The 19340-nt window shown below is 62.2% G+C and carries 17 protein-coding genes and 2 pseudogenes; 16 read left to right on the forward strand and 3 right to left on the reverse strand.

Translation table 11 applies throughout. From position 1 onward, the window contains the following. The first annotated feature begins 102 nt into the window (after window positions 1-102). From ONR75_RS21470 to ONR75_RS21515, 10 genes are all read left to right on the forward strand, one after another. Window positions 103-684 (forward strand): polysaccharide biosynthesis/export family protein, encoded by a 582-nt coding sequence (locus ONR75_RS21470; protein WP_265079033.1) that lies wholly within the window; start codon window positions 103-105, stop codon window positions 682-684. Window positions 685-1235: 551 nt separating this feature from the next. Beyond that, entirely contained in the window at window positions 1236-2381 is a 1146-nt protein-coding gene (locus ONR75_RS21475; protein WP_265079034.1) for an outer membrane beta-barrel protein, read from the forward strand. Window positions 2382-2460: 79 nt separating this feature from the next. After that, on the forward strand, window positions 2461-4545 hold the full coding sequence (locus ONR75_RS21480; protein WP_265079035.1) for a GumC family protein: 2085 nt from the start codon (window positions 2461-2463) through the stop codon (window positions 4543-4545). Next, a complete protein-coding gene (locus ONR75_RS21485; protein ID WP_265079036.1) occupies window positions 4520-4669 on the forward strand; it encodes a hypothetical protein in 150 nt (49 codons plus the stop codon). The genes ONR75_RS21480 and ONR75_RS21485 overlap by 26 nt, the downstream gene beginning before the upstream one ends. 127 nt (window positions 4670-4796) lie before the next feature. Then, entirely contained in the window at window positions 4797-6062 is a 1266-nt protein-coding gene (locus ONR75_RS21490; protein WP_265079037.1) for a VpsF family polysaccharide biosynthesis protein, read from the forward strand. A 20-nt stretch (window positions 6063-6082) separates the two neighbouring features. Then, window positions 6083-7159, forward strand: a complete 1077-nt coding sequence (locus tag ONR75_RS21495; RefSeq protein WP_265079038.1) for a glycosyltransferase — start codon at window positions 6083-6085, stop codon at window positions 7157-7159. A 44-nt stretch (window positions 7160-7203) separates the two neighbouring features. Beyond that, a complete protein-coding gene (locus tag ONR75_RS21500) occupies window positions 7204-8319 on the forward strand; it encodes an acyltransferase family protein (RefSeq protein ID WP_265079039.1) in 1116 nt (371 codons plus the stop codon). Then, window positions 8316-9365, forward strand: a complete 1050-nt coding sequence (locus tag ONR75_RS21505; protein WP_265079040.1) for an acyltransferase family protein — start codon at window positions 8316-8318, stop codon at window positions 9363-9365. The genes ONR75_RS21500 and ONR75_RS21505 overlap by 4 nt, the downstream gene beginning before the upstream one ends. Window positions 9366-9367: 2 nt before the next feature. Next, window positions 9368-10585 carry a lipopolysaccharide biosynthesis protein gene (locus ONR75_RS21510; RefSeq protein ID WP_265079041.1) on the forward strand — a complete coding sequence of 406 codons (1218 nt, stop codon included), beginning with the start codon at window positions 9368-9370 and terminating at the stop codon, window positions 10583-10585. Further along, entirely contained in the window at window positions 10582-10806 is a 225-nt protein-coding gene (locus ONR75_RS21515) for a hypothetical protein (RefSeq protein WP_265079042.1), read from the forward strand. The genes ONR75_RS21510 and ONR75_RS21515 overlap by 4 nt, the downstream gene beginning before the upstream one ends. Before the next feature lie 13 nt (window positions 10807-10819). Here the strand turns inward: ONR75_RS21515 and ONR75_RS21520 are convergent, their stop codons facing one another. After that, entirely contained in the window at window positions 10820-11914 is a 1095-nt protein-coding gene (locus ONR75_RS21520; RefSeq protein ID WP_265079043.1) for an endo-1,4-beta-xylanase, read from the reverse strand. Between the two features lie 189 nt (window positions 11915-12103). Here ONR75_RS21520 and ONR75_RS21525 point away from each other — a divergent pair, with 189 nt between their 5' ends. From ONR75_RS21525 to ONR75_RS21545, 5 genes and pseudogenes are all read left to right on the forward strand, one after another. Beyond that, window positions 12104-12895, forward strand: coding sequence for a WecB/TagA/CpsF family glycosyltransferase (locus tag ONR75_RS21525; RefSeq protein WP_265079044.1), 792 nt, complete (start codon window positions 12104-12106; stop codon window positions 12893-12895). 8 nt (window positions 12896-12903) lie between these two features. Next, the gene (locus ONR75_RS21530) at window positions 12904-13113 is read left to right on the forward strand and encodes a hypothetical protein (RefSeq protein WP_265079045.1); all 210 of its coding nucleotides are present in this window, start codon (window positions 12904-12906) and stop codon (window positions 13111-13113) included. A 268-nt stretch (window positions 13114-13381) separates the two neighbouring features. Next, window positions 13382-14161 carry a glycosyltransferase gene (locus ONR75_RS21535; protein WP_265079046.1) on the forward strand — a complete coding sequence of 260 codons (780 nt, stop codon included), beginning with the start codon at window positions 13382-13384 and terminating at the stop codon, window positions 14159-14161. Between the two features lie 29 nt (window positions 14162-14190). Further along, window positions 14191-15377 (forward strand): annotated as a pseudogene (locus ONR75_RS21540) (glycosyltransferase family 4 protein). Beyond that, on the forward strand, window positions 15374-15781 hold the full coding sequence (locus ONR75_RS21545) for a hypothetical protein (protein WP_265079047.1): 408 nt from the start codon (window positions 15374-15376) through the stop codon (window positions 15779-15781). The pseudogene ONR75_RS21540 and the gene ONR75_RS21545 overlap by 4 nt, the downstream one beginning before the upstream one ends. 49 nt (window positions 15782-15830) lie before the next feature. On the opposite strand, the gene serA is transcribed toward ONR75_RS21545, so the two are convergent. Together serA and ONR75_RS21555 are read right to left on the reverse strand one after the other, a co-directional pair. Next, the gene (serA, locus tag ONR75_RS21550) at window positions 15831-17099 is read right to left on the reverse strand and encodes a phosphoglycerate dehydrogenase (protein ID WP_265079048.1); all 1269 of its coding nucleotides are present in this window, start codon (window positions 17097-17099) and stop codon (window positions 15831-15833) included. A 291-nt stretch (window positions 17100-17390) separates the two neighbouring features. Further along, window positions 17391-18463: pseudogene (locus ONR75_RS21555) on the reverse strand (NAD(P)-dependent alcohol dehydrogenase). 363 nt (window positions 18464-18826) lie between these two features. Between ONR75_RS21555 and ONR75_RS21560 the strand changes: the two are divergent. After that, entirely contained in the window at window positions 18827-19339 is a 513-nt protein-coding gene (locus tag ONR75_RS21560; protein ID WP_265079049.1) for an FAD-dependent oxidoreductase, read from the forward strand. Window position 19340: the final 1 nt, after the last annotated feature.

Below are 19340 nucleotides of genomic sequence, written 5' to 3' on the forward strand. Positions count from 1 at the left end.
GCGGCTTGACGCGCTCGCTCACATGCTTTCGCCGCTTTTGCGAGAATAGTATCCGCTTTTCGTCAATCGCCTTATCCAGGTCGATCACTCGCGCAGGACATCATGATGTTGCAACGGCCATTCAGTGTCGCGGGCTTGTGCCTGTTTTTCATGCTTGCTGTGGCTGGCGCAAGTTCCCCGACAGCAGCCATTGCCCAGACAAAGCAGGCATCCGGAGATGCAGCAGGCAGCTACAGGCTTGGGCCGACTGACCGAATTCGTCTGAAGGTGTATGGCGAAGCCGACATTTCCGGCGAATACGAGATCGATAGCAGCGGCTACGCATCCATCCCTTTGGCAGGCCGGATTCGTGCAGCGGGCCTCACAACCGGGCAGCTGGAGAAGTCGGTTGCGGCTGCGCTGGCAAAGGGGATCGTGCGAGATCCGCGCGTCAACATCGAAATTGCGCTGTATCGTCCCTATTATATTCTCGGCGAGGTCAAGAAGAGTGGCGAATATCCTTATCGGATTGGCATGACGATCCTCGACGCTGTGGCCAGCGCAGGCGGATTCACCTATCGCGCCAACGAAAACAAGGTGTTCCTGCGTCGCGCCGGCGGCGCGACAGAAGAGGTCTACCCTCTCGACGCGCCGGTCCGCGTGTTCCCCGGCGACAACATACGGATTCCCGAGCGCTATTTTTAGGCGATCTGCTATCGCATTCGTCAAGTTCCGCGAGCGCCGCCAAAGACGGGCAGCGGACCTTGCCATAGTGTCGTCTCTTTACGATGTGCATGATGTTGCAGCGCAGAAGCGCTGATCGTGATGCACCCTACCCAAGACGATGCCTCTTTCTGTTGAACAGAAATTCCATCGCTCCGTTGACCGCCGCATTCGGTGCAGGCTCGCATTGCTGCTGGCGGTGCCGCGGGGTTTTCGAAGAGATCAGGCCGTGGGCCTGATCGCTTCCTCACCAGGGACAATGGATGACTCGCGCGTTGACGTGCCCGGACGCCTTGCTTGATCGCGAGAGATCGATCTGCCCGACCGTCTCGTCCGGGCGCCAGCACGGAATCGCTACAGGCTTAGCAGCATTTGCGCTTGGTCTTTCTTCGCCGGCAGGCGCCCAAGTGATTCCATCCACATTCGAAGTCGTTGCGGCTCCCTGGAATGCGCAAAAAGTATTCGAGCCGGCCATCCTGCCCGATCTGACACCGCCGGATATGCGTGATGAAGTACCGCCAGAGGATATGCCAGTGAAGCAGCGACAGCAGCCAGGATATGAGCCCGTCGGCATTCGCTACGGCTCCTGGATGTTCAACCCGCAGCTCATGTCGGGGACCTTCTACGATAGCAACGTCTTCTCATCGAACGCCTACAAGCGCGCTGACGTCGCCGCCGTCATCGCGCCGTCATTGCGCGCACATACGCTTTGGGAGCGCCACGGCATCGATATCAAGCTGGATACGGCAACAACGCTCTACAACGAGAATTCGAGCCTCAACCAGACGAACGCCAGCCTGAAGGGCAACGCCTGGTACGACGTCTCTCACGATCTTGCCATCCTGACGAGCTTCCAGATCGCGCATCTGAACGAGGGCGTCGGGACGCTGAGTTCGCCGGCGAACGCGATCTCGCCCACGCCATACAACCTGCTATCGGGCGATGTCAGCGTACGCAAGGAGTTCAACCGGCTCGCGGCGTCGATCGGAATCAGCGTCGACTCCTACGATTACGGAACGACGCGGGCCCAGGACGGCAGCATCATCAATCAGGATGGCCGCGACGGCCAGATCTATGCGCTTCACGGCCGGCTCGACTATGCGTTCTCGCCGCTGCTGGGCTGGTTCGCCGGCGTCGAGGGCAACCAGCGAAACATCCGCGGCACCCCGGCGCAATCGCTGGATTCGCAAGGCTATCGAGCGTTGTCCGGCGTCACCTTTGGATTGACTCACCTCGTCACCGGCGAAATCGGCGCCGGCTATGCGCGCCAGGATTTCAGTGATCCTGCGATCGGCGTGATCGAGGGGCCCGCCTATCGCGCACAGCTGACGTGGCGTCCAACCAAGTTGCTCGACGTCCACTTCAGGGCCGAACAGATCGTGACCGAGACGTCAGCGACCAGTTCGACCGGCGTGCAGGCCAACGCGTTCCAGCTGGGAGCCGACTACGAATTGCGCCGCAATGTCATTCTCTCGCTTGCCGGAACCTATGAGACCGACCGGTTCTTCGGGCAACCCCGCAAGGACACGGTGATTACCTCCGATGCCCGCGTCAAATATCTCGTGAACCGGTTTGGTTCGGTTTCCGTGTTCCACCGATACTCCGACCGCAACAGCGACAACCCGGCATTCAGCTACGACAAACACCAGGTGGGGCTCAATGTTACCGCGCAGTTCTGACATCATATATCGAACGCCGGAGGAACCGGTCACGGCAGTCGTTCAGGATTGGAACAATCCGACCGTCGATCTGCGCGAGATGACCCGCATCCTGCGTCGCCGCTGGAAAACGGTCGCGCTGGTTCCGGTGGTGCTGGTGGCGCTGGCGCTGGCCTATCTGACGAGCGTCGATACGCTCTACACCGCGACATCGACCGTGCTGGTTGACCCTCGCCGCGCCAACGTGGTCGAGACCAATCAGGCGGTGCTGTCCAATTTCGGCACAGACGACGCGACGATCGAGAGCCAGACCTTGCTGATCCAATCGGTTGCGATCCTGCAACGGGTCGTCGACAAGCTGAAGCTGGCCACCGATCCGGAATTCATGCCACGGGCCGGACTGCTCGATCCCATCAAAAACCTGTTTAGCACCAGCTCCCCCGCAACTGGCTCCAATCCCGCCGATACGGCCCGATCCCGCTCCGTCGAGATTCTTCAGCGCCGCATGAAAGTCACACGTCAAGGAACGACCTTCCTGGTCGACATCAACGTCAGCACGGAGGTGCCGCAGAAATCCGCCGCCATCGCCAACGCGATTGCCGAAGGATATTTCGAGGAGCAGGTCCGCGCCAAATACGATGCGACGCGCATTGCGGCGAACTGGCTGAACGGCCAGATCGAAGCCTTGAAGTCGCGCGTGGGAACATCGGAACAGGCGGTCGAGGACTATCGTACGGCCAATAACCTTGCGGTGTCGCAGGGCGTTACCGTGAACGATCAGCAAATCACCGACCTCAACAACAAACTGATCTCCGCACGCGTTCAAACGGCCGAAGCACGCGCCAAATTCGACCAAGTGCAGCAGATGGCGAAGTCCGGTGGCGATCCCGGCGGCATCAACGCGGTGATCTCCTCGGAAATGATCTCCAAGCTGCGCACCCAATACGCCGACATCGCCAAGAACAGCGCCGATCTTTCCAGCAAATACGGCCCGCGTCATCCGCTCGTCGCCAATGCGCGTGCCCAGTTGTCCGATACCCAGCGGCTGATCAACGAGGAAATCCAGCGCATCCTGCAAAGTACGAAGCATGATTATGACATCGCTTTGTCCCGGGAGAACTCGCTGAAGGAGAGTTTTGACAAGCTGCAGGGCGTATCGAGCCAGTCGGGCCAGGCCCAGGTTCGCCTGCATGAACTTCAACGCGAGGCCGAGGCCAACCGGACGCTCTATGAATCCTATCTGGCCCGCTACAAGGAGGCGTCAGCGCAGGAAAGTCTGGAAATGCCGGACTCCCGCGTCGTCACCAAGGCAAGCATTCCGATCCGGCCGTCGTCGCCGAAAACGACGCTGATCCTCGGGCTTGCCTTGATGATGGGCCTCGGTGCCGGGACCGTGCTGGCCTTTCTCATCGACTATCTCGACGGGCGTGTGAAAACGCTGGAGCAGGCAGAGCAGATCTCCGGGCTGCCGGCGCTGGCAGCCCTGCCGCTGATCGGGGTGCGCGAACTCGCCGGCCGCGCCAAGCGCGGACGCAGTGAGCTCGACACCCACGACCCGCGCATCGTACGGCTGCTGCCGCCATCGCTGCAGCCGCCCCTGATGCGCTACGCCATCGAGGAGCCCGGCACATTCTTCGCCGAGGCGATCCGCGCCGTCCGGCTCGCCATTCAGCGGGCGTTGCGTGTCGATCCCATCAAGATCGTGGTGGTGACCTCCGCTCTCGAAAGCGAAGGCAAGACCACGCTCGCCGCCAATCTGGCGCTGTCGCTGGCCACCCTCGGCATCAGGACGCTGCTGATCGATGCCGATCTCCGCAATCCCGGCCTGACGCGCGCACTTTGTCCCAATGCCGACGTGGGATTGCTGCAGGTCGCCATGGGCGAGGCATCGCTGGAACAGGCGCTGCTTCTGGATCGGAGCACAGGCCTCTCGATCTTGCCGTCGCCGATGGTCAAGGACGACGATACCATCACCGAGTTGATGTTCTCGGAACGCATCACCGATCTGATGGACCATCTTCGCCAGCGCTATGAACTGATCATTATCGACTCCCCCGCTGGTACCTCTCGTGGACGGCCGTGCGCTGGCCGAACTCGCCGATCGCATCGTGCTCGCGATGGCGTGGGATCAAACCCCGCGCGAGGTCGTGGCGCATACGATGAACCTGCTTGCGCCGGTTCATGACCGCATCCTCGGCACGGTGCTGACACGGGTCGATCTCAACAAGCTGCAATTCTATGACTATTATCGCAGTTCGGCCTATCTCAAGCCCTATGGCACGGCTGCCGCGGCGAGCGCCGCGCGGTGAGGTCCCTGGGCAATTTCGCCGGGCAAGGCAACACCGTCTATCGCCGCCCCCCTTCGCGACCGCGCCTCGGCGGCCGGATCCGGCTGCCCGTGCCGCCCCGTTTGCGGCGACCCGGCTTGTGGATGCGATGGTGACCGCACTGATGTTGCTCGCGGCCGTGTCCATGTTCGCGATGTCGTCGGCGATGCTGACCAACTGGAAAATCCATTACCTGACCAACGGGGGCGGTTTCTACGAGAAGCTGCACCCTGCAACCTACGCCGTGGTGTTGGCGTCGCTCCTGCTGCTTGTGCGCAACGGCGATCCGGTCGGCGAGATCAACAGGACATTGTCGCAGTCCCGGCTGGTGCTGGTCTATCTGTTCAGCTGGCTCGCTTTGCTGGTGCAGATGTTCGTGCTCGAGCGGCCGTTCACGATCATCATCGACACATTCTTGCTGCCCGTCATCCTGTGCCTTGTGATCTGGCGCATCTCGGATCGTCAAAAGCGCCTGCTGGTCTGGGCGATCCACGCCACAATCCTGCTGAACGTCGCGCTTGGCTATTATGAATATTTCTCCGGTCATCGGCTGATTCCCCTGACGCTCGGCAGCGTCGTCGTGCTCGGCGAGTGGCGGGCCTCGGCGTTTCTCGGCCATCCGCTCACGGCGTCGGGCGTCGTTGCTGCCTATGTGCTGGCCCTGGTGCTGCGTCCGGCGCTTTGTCGGCCGATCGCGCTTCGCCTGCCGCTGATCACGGTCAGCCTGGGCTCGCTGATGGCGTTCGGCGGCCGGACCGCGCTGATGACGGTCCTCGCGGTTCTGGGCTGCCTTGCCCTGATCGAGATCTTCAAACTGCTGCGCGGCAAACGGACATCGCTGCTCGGGGCCATTGCCGCACTGTGTCTGCTCTTCGTCGCCGTCGCAGGCATCTTCGCTGCGCTCAATCTCGGCATCTTCGACAAGATGCTGCTGCGATTCTCATCGGACAAAGGCAGCACGCTGGCGCGCTACGCAACATTCAACCTGCTGTCGCACTTCGACTGGCATGAGTTGATCCTCGGTCCGAGTCCGGTCCGGGTGAATGCCTTGCAGTCACAGCTCGGCCTGAACTACGGCATCGAGAATTTCTGGGTCTCCAGCACCGTGCAGTTCGGCATCGTTCACACCGCCTTGTTGACGGTCGGCCTGGTGTGCTTCTTCGTCGAGATCCTCAAGCGGTCGGGCACGGCGGCCTGGGCCATCGTTCTGCTGATCCTGATGATCGCCGCAAGTTCCGTCAGCTTTTCGTCGAAGAACATTCAGCTCGCACAGTTCATCGCCCTGATCACGCTTCTGCTGCCGAACGGCGCGAGATCGGGCGCAGCTGCAGCAGATTCCCGCCCTCGCGCCGGACAACGGCACATTCCGGCTTAATTGCCGAGATCAGGACAAGCATGGCGATCTATGTCGACCACACCCATCTGGGACGTCACGTCACCGGGCTCGAGCGCATCACGCTGGAACTGTTCAGTCGTGACGCGCTGGCGCCGCTAGCGGTGGCGCCTGTGACCTCGCACGGCACGGCGCAAATGGTCGCGACGCAGACCTTTGGCCTGCCGTTGCGGCTGACAACGTCGTCCTCGATCCTGCTGTGCCCGGGCTTTCCGCCAAGCCCGCTGCTGCTACCGTTTGCGTCCCGTGTGCTGCCTTACATCCACGACGACTTCCTGCTGTCGCGCCGCGCCGACCTCAACGCCCGCGCACGGCTCTATATGGCGGCGCCATTCAAGCTCGCGCTCCGCCACTATCCCCGGTTCCTGACCAATTCAGCCGACACCAGGCGCAAGTTGACCGCGCATTGCAGGCAGGATGTCGAGATCACGTTGTATCGTCCGCCGGTGCGCAACGTCTTCAACCTCGGATCAGCCTCACGCCCCGGCCGCGATGCAGAGCCACGCCCGCTGCGGCTGGTGTCGCTGGGCACCGTCGAGCCGCGCAAGAACTTCGTCGCGGCAGCCAAAGTCGTCAGCGCGCTGCGGGCCCAAGGATTTCCCGGCACGACGCTGGATATTGTCGGGCGGCCGGGATGGGGCGACGACTGGCGCATGCTTGAAGCCAGTCCCGGCGTGACCCTGCATGGCTATCAGACCACCGAACGCGTCCGCGAGATCGTCGATGCCGCGGACCTGTTTATCTGCACGTCACACGATGAAGGCCTCGGCCTGCCGCTGCTGGAAGCGCAATATGCCGGCCTGCCGGTGATCGCGCCCGATGCCCCGGTTTTTCGCGAGGTCCTCGGCGCCTCCGGAATCTTCATTGCGCCGTCCGATCCCGCCGCTGCGGCATCGCAGATCGCCGCCGCGATGTCGCATGCTTCCTGGCGCACGCAGCATGCGATGCTCGCCAGTGAGAACCTACAGCGCTGGAATGCCCTCGCGGCGTCGGACCGGGACGCGGTGATCGACATGATCGCCCGGCTCGCAGGGCGGCAGATCTCGGCGGCCCCTTCCTATCGCAGCGAAACGCCGTAACGGGCATCGCGCCTTCTTTCAACGATTTGAGCCGGGACGGTTGTTTGCAAGACAATACCAACAGCACACGAAACCTTGACGCGCTGCGGATCATCGCGGCATGCGCCGTGGTGATCCTGCACTACTCCGACTATGTGAAGGACACCCAGGTCGGCCAGTTCATGGTCGCTCACACCTGGCACTTCAACCTGTTCGTCGACCTGTTCTTCGTGGTCTCCGGCTTCGTCATTGCCAGCCAGTATCTCGGCCGCGTCGGCGATCCCATGTCGATCGGACGTTTCCTGTGGCGCCGCCTGGCACGGATCTATCCGCTGCATCTGGCGACGCTGGCATTCTACGTCGCCCTCGCGCTGGCGCTGCATTTCGGCATCGCCAGGACGGACAACACCGCCCGTTATCCGTTGTCCGACCTGCCGGCCCAGCTGCTGTTGCTCCACGCCATCGACGGCGCACGGCTGACGTTCAATTTTCCTAGCTGGTCACTCTCCGCGGAGATGTTCTGCTACGTGCTGTTTCCGCTCATCGCGATCACCGTAACGCGGAACAAGGCGCTGATCATCGCGCTCGTCGTCCTCCCGGCATTGGCGAACAGCGCTTACGCCGCGGCCACCGGAACCGGATCGTGGGCCGACTGGATCAACAAAGGCGGCGCCTTTCGCGCACTGCCGGCCTTCAACCTCGGTGTCGCCTGCTACCTGTTCCGGGACCAGATCGCACGCTGGCCCGTCATTCCCGGCGCGGTGACCGCGCTGCTCGCGGCCTTCATCCTGGCCGGCTCCTGGCTGCCGGAAATGGCCGACCTCATTGTCATCTATGCCATTGCCACGCTTGCCATCCAGAGCGACTGCACCTGCCGCGACACCCTGTTGACGACATTCGGCTTCGATCGCTGGTCGTCGCTGACCTATTCCTGTTACATGCTGCACATCCCGGTCGCAACCATCGTCCTGACATTTGGCGCGCGTGATCTGGCGCCGCATCTGCCCGGCGGCAGGCTGACGCTGATCCCCGTCGCGATTGTCGTGCTGGCCATCGCCAGCCTTGCTTCGCTGCGCTGGTTCGAAAACCCAATGCGGCGATACCTGAATGACGCCTTCGATCGCCGTATCGGGACGCGAAGGCCGGTCGCGGTGGCCGCACGCCCGGATACCCGGCGATGACGACAACGGCGCAGGTTTCCGCGATGCTTGCCATCGACCGAGCGGCCAAGGCCGCCGGCCGCGACAGCGGAATAGACACCATGCGTGGCATCGCCATTCTGATGGTGATCGGCATCCATTCGCTGCATCAACCGCTCACGCCGGCGTGGGAGACTTGGCTTGATGCCGCGCTGCGACCATGCGTGCCGATCTTTCTGTTTGTCTCCGGCTACCTGACGGCGCAGTCCGGCCGAGTGCCGCTGGCGCGGCGCTTCAAGGCGATCTTGGTCCCCTATGCCATCGCCTTCGTCGCTGCGTACCTCTATATGGCGCTGCATAATCCGGCGATGGACCATCGACCGGTTGCCACTGTCGCGCGATTTCTTCTCGCCTATGTTTTCGTCTACTATTATGTCTTCGTGTATGCCGGCTGCACCGTTCTGCTCTGGCTGGTGTTCCGCCCTCGCTCGGAAGATGAACCTCGCACCGACCAGCAACTGGCCGTGATACTGCTGCTGGCCATTGCAATCGGCCTGATCGCCGGCAGCTATCTCGATCCCCTGCTGTTTCACTTCGGTGCGTCGCCCTCGCTGGTCGAAGAATTCCGCATGCGTGACATTCCATTCTGGTTCTGCTTCGCCGCGCTCGGTGCGCTGGTGGGCCTGCCGGGCGTCCGGACGAACGTCCAGCAGATACGGCGACCTCTGATCGCCGTCGCGTTCGTCCTGTACGTGATCTATGCTGCGATCCGACAGTTCCAGATCGGCGACGCCGCCGACTATGATTCGGTGGCGTTCTTCGGCTATGCAGCGCTCCTCTGCATCGTGCTGCTTGCACTCAATATCAGGCATCGTCAGCTCGTGACGTTGGGCTCGGGCAGCTATTTCATCTATCTCTGGCACATCTTCATCGTGATGCTGCTGCGCGATCATACGGGCCTGCGCCAGCTGGGACCGGTCGCGGACACGGCCGTTACCTTCACCGCAACGGCGGCCCTCAGTGTCATCGGCTTGCTTGCGGTCCGGCGGTTCATTCCGTCGCGTTTCGCTCATTGGTTGGGGGCCTGAGCATGCTGCTGCGACAGACCCTGCTTTATCTGCCCGCGCAGATCATCGGACCGCTCTTCCAGCTGGTCGCGATGATCGTCTGGACCCACGTCGTCGACGAGCACACGCTGGGCGTCGTCACGCTGGTGACCGCGACCCATGAATTGCTGCAGATCGGCTTCCTCGTCTGGTGGTCGCAATATGCGCTGCGGTTCTTCGGAAGATATCAAGACGCCCATCGCGCCGAGCGGTTCTACCGCACCGAGAACGCGATTCTGCTGATCTCGGCCATCCTGCAAAGCGTCATCATGGTCGGCGTGCTCCGCCTGGTGATTGCGCCAGACGCGACCGCATGGCTGCTCGTCGCCACCGTCGCCTATGTCATCACCCGTTCGCTCAATCTCTATATCGGCGAGCGCGCCCGCGTTCGCCAACAAATCGGCGTCTATTCGATCCAGCAGATCGTCGGGCCCGTGATCGGTTTTCTGGTCGGCCTCGCCATGATCAGACTATTCGGCCAGTCTCCGGAATGGCCGCTGGCGGGCTATGCGATTGCGCAGTTGATCGCCGCCGTCGTGGTGCTGCCGGTGATCGGCCACGGCCGGCGGTTCTGGCCGATCGACCGGGAGATCATCGATCACGCGCTGCGTTATGGCATCCCGCTTGTCATTGGCGGCGGGCTCGGCTGGGTCGGCCTCAATGCATCACGCTTCATCATCAACGATCTCAGGGGCGTGGCAGCAGCCGGCCTGTTCGCCGTCGGATATGGCCTCGGACAGCGCGCCGCGGCAGTGGCCGCCATGCTGGTCACGGCGGCCGCGTTTCCGCTGGCCGTCAAAAGCATGGAGCAAGGCGGCAGCAAAGCGGCGATGCGCCAGCTCGCGGACAACAGTGCGCTGCTCATCGCCGTTCTGGCGCCGAGCATCGGCGGCATCTTCATGCTGCGCAACGAAATCGTACACCTATTGATCGCCACGCCATTCCAGCAAGTGACACTGGCGGTGCTCCCGCTCTCCGTCCTGGCCGGCTCCATCCGCAATCTGCGCGCACACTTCGGCGACCAGGTTTTCCTGCTGCACAGCCGCACCCGCCTGATGATCATCGTGGCTATGATCGATGCCGCCGTGACCGTCTTTTCCAGTGTCGTCTGCATCAGGTACTGGGGCTCGTCGGCGCCGCCGGTGCGACGGTGGTGGCCGCGAGCGCCGCAGCCACCGTCAGCTTTTCGATCGGCTTCGTGAAATTCGGCCTGACGCTGCCAATCGGGCATCTGCTGCGGATCGCAACGGCCACTATCGCAATGGCCGCTGTGCTCGACCGGATGCCGGAAGCGCGTTCCTTCGGGATGCTGGCGCTGCATATTGCGGCCGGCGCTGCGATCTATATCGTCGTTCTGGCGCTGCTTTACGCGCGCACGCTGGCGCGGCTGCTGCGCTCACGCGCAGCAACGCCGCACACCTGACGCAAGGCCCGCCTCACGCCTTCTTCACGTTCTGGAACGCCCGCGCCATTGCGTACCAAAGCGGCTTTTTCTGCATCGCCGAATCGAAGGGCAATGGCCGCGGAAGCCGTTGCGCGAGCGGGTCCTTCTTCTTCGCGGCATCCGTGTAGAAGGAATAGTTATCGGCGAGTTCCCACGCGATCACGGCCTTAACCGCCGGAACGCGCAAGACATTGTTGAGGAATTTTTCGGCAGTCTCCGCGATCTTCGCGTCGCGCGTCGGGATATCGTCCGGGAACGTATCGTCACGAACGTCGAACTCGGTGATGTAGATCTCCACCTTGCGCTCGGCCAGCGCGTGAACGAAATCCGAAAAGCGCGATGGATCATGCGGATAACGCGGCTGCAGGTGTCCCTGCAAACCGACGGCATGCAACGGCACCCCGGCCTCCTTGAGCTCATCGACCAATCGCAGCAATCCCGCGCGGACGGCGAGCCCGACCTCATCGTCGCGTTCCGTCTGCGCTTCATTGAGAACAAATTTTGTCTTCTTGTCCGCCATCGCGGCCCGCTCGAACGCACGGCGAACATAACCGGTGCCGAAGGCGTCGTACCATGGACCGAGGCGATAGCCGCCCGGGGCCTTGTGGCCCGGCCAGAACGGCTCGTTGACAATGTCCCACGATTGCAGCTGCCCCGCGTAGCGGCCGACGACTTCTTCAATATAGCTATCGAAGAACACCTGTCTCTCCGATGTACTCATGTTCCTGATCCATTGCGGAACCCACTCGTTCCAGATCAGGCAATGACCGCGCATGGGAATTTTATTTTTCGCGCAAAATTTCAGCAGCCGATCCGCACTGTCGAATCTCTTCGGTCCGGGTTGCCCGGCGATCGTGCCGATTTTCAATGCAACGTCGGTTGTAACAATTCGTGCATGCGTCGTGTATAGTTCGCGATATGCGGCGTCCTTGTCGATCACAGGGCCCGCCGCAGCACCAAAAACCAAACCATTTGAAGCTGCTATCGCGCCGAGGCTTTGTGCTGGCGCGGCGACGGAGCGTGTTCCCGACGCCGCTGCAGCGCCTGCAAAAACTGCAATTGCCTGTCGTCGTGACATTTTTTTCATCGTGAGCTCCCGAGCTATTCGCATTGCGGCGCGGTTGTGATGCGCATCACCATCGTTGCGTCGCAATATATCGATTTGATGGCGTGATCATCGAAGCGAGTCTTCGATCATCGTTCGCCTTCGCTCGACAGCGGAGGTGTGTTGGCTTTCATTCGAGCAATCGATCACAGATCATCGGAGATCGACATCGTGGAACAGCAGACTCAGCAATCACGCGACCTCACCGTCGATGGCATCGCCATCAATGTTCATTCGCTTCCAGAAGGCGTGACGTCCATCGTGTCAGCAGCGCAACACGGCGACAATTTCAGCGTTTGCACGCTCAACCTGGATCACGTCGACAAGCTGCAGCATCATTCGGGATTCCGCTCTGCCTATCGGCGCGCGCGTTTTGTCACAGCCGACGGCTTCCCCATCGTTGTCTTGAGTCGCCTCGTTGGCGCGCGCACGGATCGGACCACTGGCGCCGATCTGGTGGAGCCGGTTTGCCGCGAAGCCGGACGAAAACGGCTTCCGGTGTTCCTGCTCGGCTCGAATGAGTCGACGCTCGCGACTGCGTCGCAACGCCTGCGCGAACGATACCCGGGGCTCGACGTCGTTGGATGCCTGTCGCCCGGTCACAACTTCGACCCTTATTCGGGCGAGGCTGACGTCGCCATCGACAGGATTCGCCGGTCCGGCGCCAGGATCTGTTTTGTTGCCCTGGGTGCTCCGCGACAGGAGCTGTTCGCGGCACGCTGTCTCGACGAGCTGACGGGCACCGGCATGCTGTGCATCGGCGCGGCGCTCGACTTCATCGCGGGCACGCAGACCCGCGCGCCCGGCTTCTCCCAGAAGTACGGCCTCGAATGGGCATGGCGCATGCTGCAGAATCCCAGGCGCCTGGGACCACGCTACGCCCGCTGCCTGGGGACGGTTCCGCAGTTGGTAGCGCGCAGCATTCCGCAGATTTTCAATGCACGCATGAGGAACGCAGCATGATTTCGACTTTGACGCTGGCACAGCGGGCGCGAAATGTGAGCCATACGCCGGAGCGCTATCAGATCTGTCTCATTCATCCGTTCGATCCCCGCGGTCAGAAAGTCGGCGGACTTGAGACCTACATCCGCGATTTCATCACCTTCCACCCGGCCGACACCGACTTGCTGTTCGTCGGGGTCGATTCTGATCGGCGATCTGAAGCTCGGGGAGATTCATAAACTCACCTTCCGCGGCAGGTCATTCGATTTTCTTCCGATCCTGCACTATTCCGACGATCAGGCGCGCGAGGCTGCGCGCACCATTCGCTCATCCCTGACCGGGCAGTTTTTCGTCGCGTTGGTTCGCCATTTCGGCACCATCGCCAAGGTCATTCGCGCAAGGCGCTGCTCGATCGATCTGCGCCGCGTCGAATTCTCATGGCTGCCGACGCTGTTGCGCCGGCCTTTCGTTCAGATGCTGCATGGCGAAGGCGCGCCGAAGATGCAGATGGATTCGCTGTTGAGAAAGTATTCGTTCGTCCACAACGTGGGCGAGCGCTTCGCTGTCACGATGAGCGAGCGATTTCTCTGCGTCAACCCGTTCATCACCGAACGCCTTCAGAAGACCTATCCAAGCAGGCGTCAGAAGATCGACACGCTCTGGACCTGGGTGAATACCGACATCTTCAAGCCACAGCCCTTCCCCGCCAGCTCGTCGCCGTTTCGGATCGTCTTTGCCGGGCGTCTCGACGAGTTCAAGGATCCGCCGCTGATGTTCAAGGCTATCGATCGCTTGCGATCGCGCTTGAAAGACGGTGTGGAATTTCACTACATCGGCACTAGCGACCCTCACCGCTTCGCTGAATTCGCGGCGATCGAAGACATCACCGTGCGGCACGGCTTCAAGGACGCCGCAGGCATGGCGGCGACGCTTGCATCTGCCCATGCCGGAATTCTGACGTCCGAGTTCGAGGGAATGCCAAGGTGCGTCCTGGAGATCCTCGCCGTCGGGCGTCCGGTGGTCGCCGTGCATCTGCCGCAGCTCGAACCGGTAATCCACGACGGCGTGAGCGGCTATCTCGTGCCCCGCCACGGGACAGCCGATGACATGGCCGAAGCGCTCGCGCAACGGTTCGTCGATATCCACGACGCTGTCGACGCAGGCCACATGACTCCGGCGACCATCGCGGAGTCGATCGCCGATTTCACGCCGAACACGCAGCTGGCCCGCGTCTACCGCTATCACAAGGAGATCCAGAACTCGCGCTTCATGATAGCGGCGTTGTAAACGGCAGAGGTCACCACTTGAACATTCTGATGCTCACCAGTGAGTTCGCCCCCGCACAGGGCGGGATCGGCACTTATGCGCGCGAGATGGCCACGGCCGCGACCGCACTTGGTGCGCAGGTCACGGTCGTGGCGCCCGCCTACGGCAAGAACACTGCCAACGAAGACGAGGCGCTGACGTTTGCGGTTGAACGCTTCCAGGGAGGCCTGCATTCGTCGCGCGACCTGACCGCGAAAATAGGGCTGGCCCGGCAGTTCGTCCGCCGCGAGAATTACGACGTCATTCACGGCGCCGATTGGCCGTTTTTCATCCCTGTCGCCCTGTCACGACGGCTGACAAAGGCACGGCTGCTGATGACGGTCCACGGCACCGAAATCAATGAAGTCCAGACGCCGCTCAAGCGCCTTGCAATTCGGACCACGCGCGCATTCGGTCAGCGGACCGAAATCGTCGCCAACAGCCGCTACACGCGGGATCTGTTCAGGGAAAAGTTCCCCGCGCAGTCGTGCCAGGTCAAGGACGTGCCGCTCGGCGTATCCGATTTCTGGTTTGGCCAGGGAAAGAGCCGCGCCGACACGCGCAAGGCGTACGGCCTCGCGGAAGATCGCATCGTCATCGTCACCGTGGCCCGGATCACACGCCGCAAAGGACACCATCTGACGCTGTCGGCGTTGAATTCGCTTCCGGACGATTTACGTCGACGGATCACTTGGCTGGTGATCGGCCCGGAGGGTGAATCCGACTACGTCAACGGATTGCGGCGTATCATCGACGTATCGGATGGCGACGTTCGCATGCTCGGCGCACTTCCGAACGAGGCCATTCGGGACATCTACAACGCGGCCGACTTTTTTGCCTGACAGGCGCCCTGGATCTGTCCGGGCGCGTGGAGGGCTTCGGCCTGGTATATCTGGAGGCCGGCGCGTGCGGGCTTCCGAGCGTCGCAACGGCGATCGGGGGCGTGTCCGACGCGGTTGTCGCGGACGAAAGCGGACTGCTGCTCGCGCCGAACGTGATGGCGATTGCCGGCGCCATTGCGTGGCTGGCGCAGGATGGCAGCATTCGGGCGGCGCTGGGGGCCGGCGCCCTCGCCCATGCGCGCACGCTTTCCTGGGAGCGCTGCGCCGCCGAGACCTACGGGCTCGCACACAACGAGGCACGGAACTGGACTCGTATGCCGGCACAGCAACTCGACGCTGCGGCGATATCCGCATGAGATGCGCCACTTTCATCCTGCTATTCCTGGCGCTTGCGACGGTCGGCGCCAAGGCCGAGAACTGCGGCAAGAGCCGGGAATATCTGCTCGGCGGCATGGCCGGCGACCTGCCCATGCCTCCGCAAGCCTATGAGGACCTGTTCAAGACATGCCTGGCGACGTCGGCCATGGCGAATGTCAAAGACGCCTACATCCTGAAGGATGGGGGTATCGCCATAGCCCCGAAGAAAGACAGTATTTCGGCAACAGCGGCGACGCTCTCGCAATTTTGCAACAGCTACCCGCGAGCCACGTTGCGGTTCCTGAACCGCAAGGAAATTTCCCAGTTGAAGTCTTTGGTCGACATCATCCGAACCACATCGGGTTCTGCGACGTCTTGCCGAAAGATCAAGGGCATTTCCTGACGCGCCGAGCGCCCACGACACCACACGAATCGTACGTTCGGCGCGGCGCTCAGGTTCTGTATTCGTAAAGCAGCCGCGCGCGGATAGTACCTTCCAGCTCCCGGATATCTTCCAGTACGCCCTGGCTGTCCGCCGCCGAGGTGTCGGCATCAAGCACGACATAGCCGACATCGGCGTGGGTTTCGTAATACTGCGCGGCGATATTGACGGCGTGGCGGGCCAGCACCTCGTTGAGGCGCCCGAGCATACCGGGCACGTTGCGCTGGACCTGGATGAAGCGGGTGCCCTGCGGACGTGGCGGCAGTTGCACCTGCGGGAAATTCACTGCGCCGACGGTCGAGCCGGAATCGCTGTAGTCGATCAGCTTGCGCGCGACCTCAGCGCCGATGCGCTCCTGCGCTTCCTCGGTCGAACCGCCGATGTGCGGCGTCAGGATAACGTTCGACAATCCCTGCAACGGCGAGACGAAGCGCTCGGCATTGGAGCCCGGCTCGACCGGAAACACGTCGACCGCCGCTCCGCGCAGCTTGTCCGCCTTCAACGCCTCGGCCAGCGCGTCGAGATCGACCACGGTGCCGCGGCTGTTGTTGATGAAATAGGCGCCCTGCTTCATGGCCGCGAATTCATCGCGGCCGATCATGTTGTAGGTGGCCGGTGTCTCCGGCACATGCAGGGTCACCACATCGCTCTGGCTCAGCAACTCCTGCAGGCTGCCAACCGGCTCGGTGTTGCCATGGCGCAGCTTGTCGGTGTGATCGTAGAAGATCACTCGCATGCCCAGCGCTTCGGCGAGATTGGACAGCTGCGAGCCGATGTTGCCGTAGCCGATGATGCCGAGCGTCTTGCCTCGCACTTCGAGGCTGTCATTGGCGGACTTGTCCCAACGCCCCTCATGCGCCGCATTGGAGCGCGCGATGACTCGGCGGAACAGCATGACGATTTCGCCGATCACCAGTTCCGCCACACTGCGGGTGTTGGAAAACGGCGCATTGAAAACCGGAATGCCGTTCTGGCGGGTTGCGTCGAGATCGACCTGGTTGGTGCCGACGCTGAAGCAGCCGATGGCGATCAGCCGGTCCGCCGCTTCGAGAATCTCAGGGGTGATCTGGGTGCGCGACCGGATGCCGAGGAGGTGCACGCCCTTGATGGCCTCCTTCAGTGCTTCGCCATCCAGCGCCTTGGGCAACCGCGTCAGGTTGGAATAGCCGGCGGTCTCGATCATCTGCACGGCACTGTCGTTGACCCCCTCGAGCAGCAGGACGCGGATCTTGTCTTTCGACAGCGAGAGCTGGGGTAAAGCTGCGGTCTTGTTGTCCACGTCGCGACGTCCTTTGAGCGGGTGATGAGGCGCCAAGCCCGGGAATCCGGCAGGCGCCGGCAGACTCATGAAGCTTGCCCTCAAGCGATTTGGCCCTCTCTTAGTCTCCGCGCCTCGACCTGTCCACGCGCCAGACAAGCCCCTGATATGACGGGGATTTCGTCCGGCTTTCGAGGGACGGGAGGCGGACCGGCGGCGTTGGAAAGTCGCCGCAAGCGGCCCGGTCGCGCCAGGCCGATCGATCGCCATTGATGGATCTGCGATTTCACCGCGGAGGTGAATGGCGCACCCTCAGGGCGTAATCGCCACCTTCAGCACGCCATCGCGCTGGTGGCCGAACAGGTCGTAGGCGGCCTCGATGTCGTCGAGCTTGAAGCGGTGGGTGACCAGCGGCTTGAGATCGACGCGGCCGGATTCGATCGCCGACATCAGCCGGCGCATGCGCTCCTTGCCGCCGGGGCACAGCGTCGTCACGATGGTGGTGTCTGCAAGGCCTGCGGCAAAGGCCGACAGCGGAATCGTCAGGTCGGAGGAATAGACACCGAGACTCGACAGCGTGCCCCCGGCCGCAGCACGCGCAGCGCCGCCGCGAAGGTGGCCTGGGTGCCGAGCGCCTCGATCGCCACGTCGACGCCGCGCCCGTCGGTGAGGCGCATGATCTCCTCGACCGGATCGACCTTGGTGAAATCCACACAGTGATCGGCACCGAGCAGGCGCGAGACGCTCATGCGCGATGCCAGTCCGTCGACCGAAATGATGGTGGTGGCGCCGGACAGCCGTGCGCCCGCGGTGGCGCAGAGTCCGATCGGTCCCTGCGCGAAGATCGCAACGGTGTCGCCAATACGCACTTTGCCGCTCTCTGCACCGCTGAAGCCCGTCGACATGATGTCCGGGCACATCAGCACCTGCTCGTCGGTCAGGCCGTCGGGCACAGCCGCCAGATTGGCCATGGCATCCGGCACCCGGACATATTCGGCCTGGCAGCCGTCGATGGTGTTGCCGAACTTCCAGCCTCCGATCGCCTTGAAGCCATGCTTGGTGCCGGCACCGTCCTGGCTGAGGCAACCGCACAGGCAGGCATTGCTGTAGCCGCTCGGCGTGATAGCGCCAGCGATCACCCGCTGGCCTTCACGATAGCCCTGCACGGCGGAGCCTAGTTTCTCGATCACGCCCACCGGTTCATGGCCGATGGTGAGACCGCGTTCGACCGGATACTCGCCCTTCAGGATGTGAATGTCGGTGCCGCAGATCGTGGTGGTCGTGATCCGCACCAGCGCGTCCAGCGGACCGATATCGGGAATTGGCTTGTCCTCGAGAACGATACGTCCGGGTTCAACGAAAACCGCTGCTTTCATTTTCATGATCTTGGTCCGTTTCTGGGAGAGTACCGCTGCCCCTTTAGCAACGCCGACGGATCGCGACGTTGATCTGCATCATTCGCCGGCGATGCAACGACGGAGGTTGTGCACAAGTCATCCATGTTGTGCCTGCGCCGCAGCGATTTGTGTATCAACGGAGACATTAAGGCGACGGACGGCAGCATTGCACGGAACCTAAGGCGACGCTGGAAATTATCATGCGAATTCAGAGCAGAAGCCCCATGTTCGAGCGTACCAGCCTGCGCAAACTATCGTCCCGTTCGCTACCCCGCGGTGTCGGATTGGACCTGCGACGCCGCGGATCGATGCGTGGCTGGTTGACGGAAGACATGGGCGCGCAGCATGCGAATGCCGGAAACCATGCGGCCGATGAAGCCACAACGGGCGGCCGCCCTTGCGAAACGGTGGGTTTCTAATTCAATTTTAGTTCAGTTCGTATTCATCTCGTTGTCATTCGAGCCTTCAGGTGCTCCCATTCAGACCTTCGATTCCGACAGTACCGAGCAGGCGGACCTGCGCGGGGGATGCTCGCCGTGGTTTGCAGGGGGTGCCCGCGCTATCCGGCGGCCAGTGACCGAGGACATTCGATGCGACGTGCTCATCGTCGGCTGCGGCATCACGGGATCCTTGATGGCCGAGCAACTCACCCGCCAGGGGCTCGACGTGGTGATCGTCGATCGCGAACTGCCGGGACGTGGCAGCACGGCGGCGAGGACAGCCAAGGCGGCATTGCGGCCGGGGCCAGCGAACTACAAGTTCGTCGTTGTCCGCAGGTCTCTGCGTGCCATCGCATCGATCTGCAAAAGATCAAGGGCTGGCATGAGCGCAGCCAGGCCGGCACTGTGCAACGCGTTGCCTTGAG

Origin of the sequence: Rhodopseudomonas sp. P2A-2r (assembly GCF_026015985.1) — a bacterium.
Lineage (GTDB): Bacteria > Pseudomonadota > Alphaproteobacteria > Rhizobiales > Xanthobacteraceae > Tardiphaga.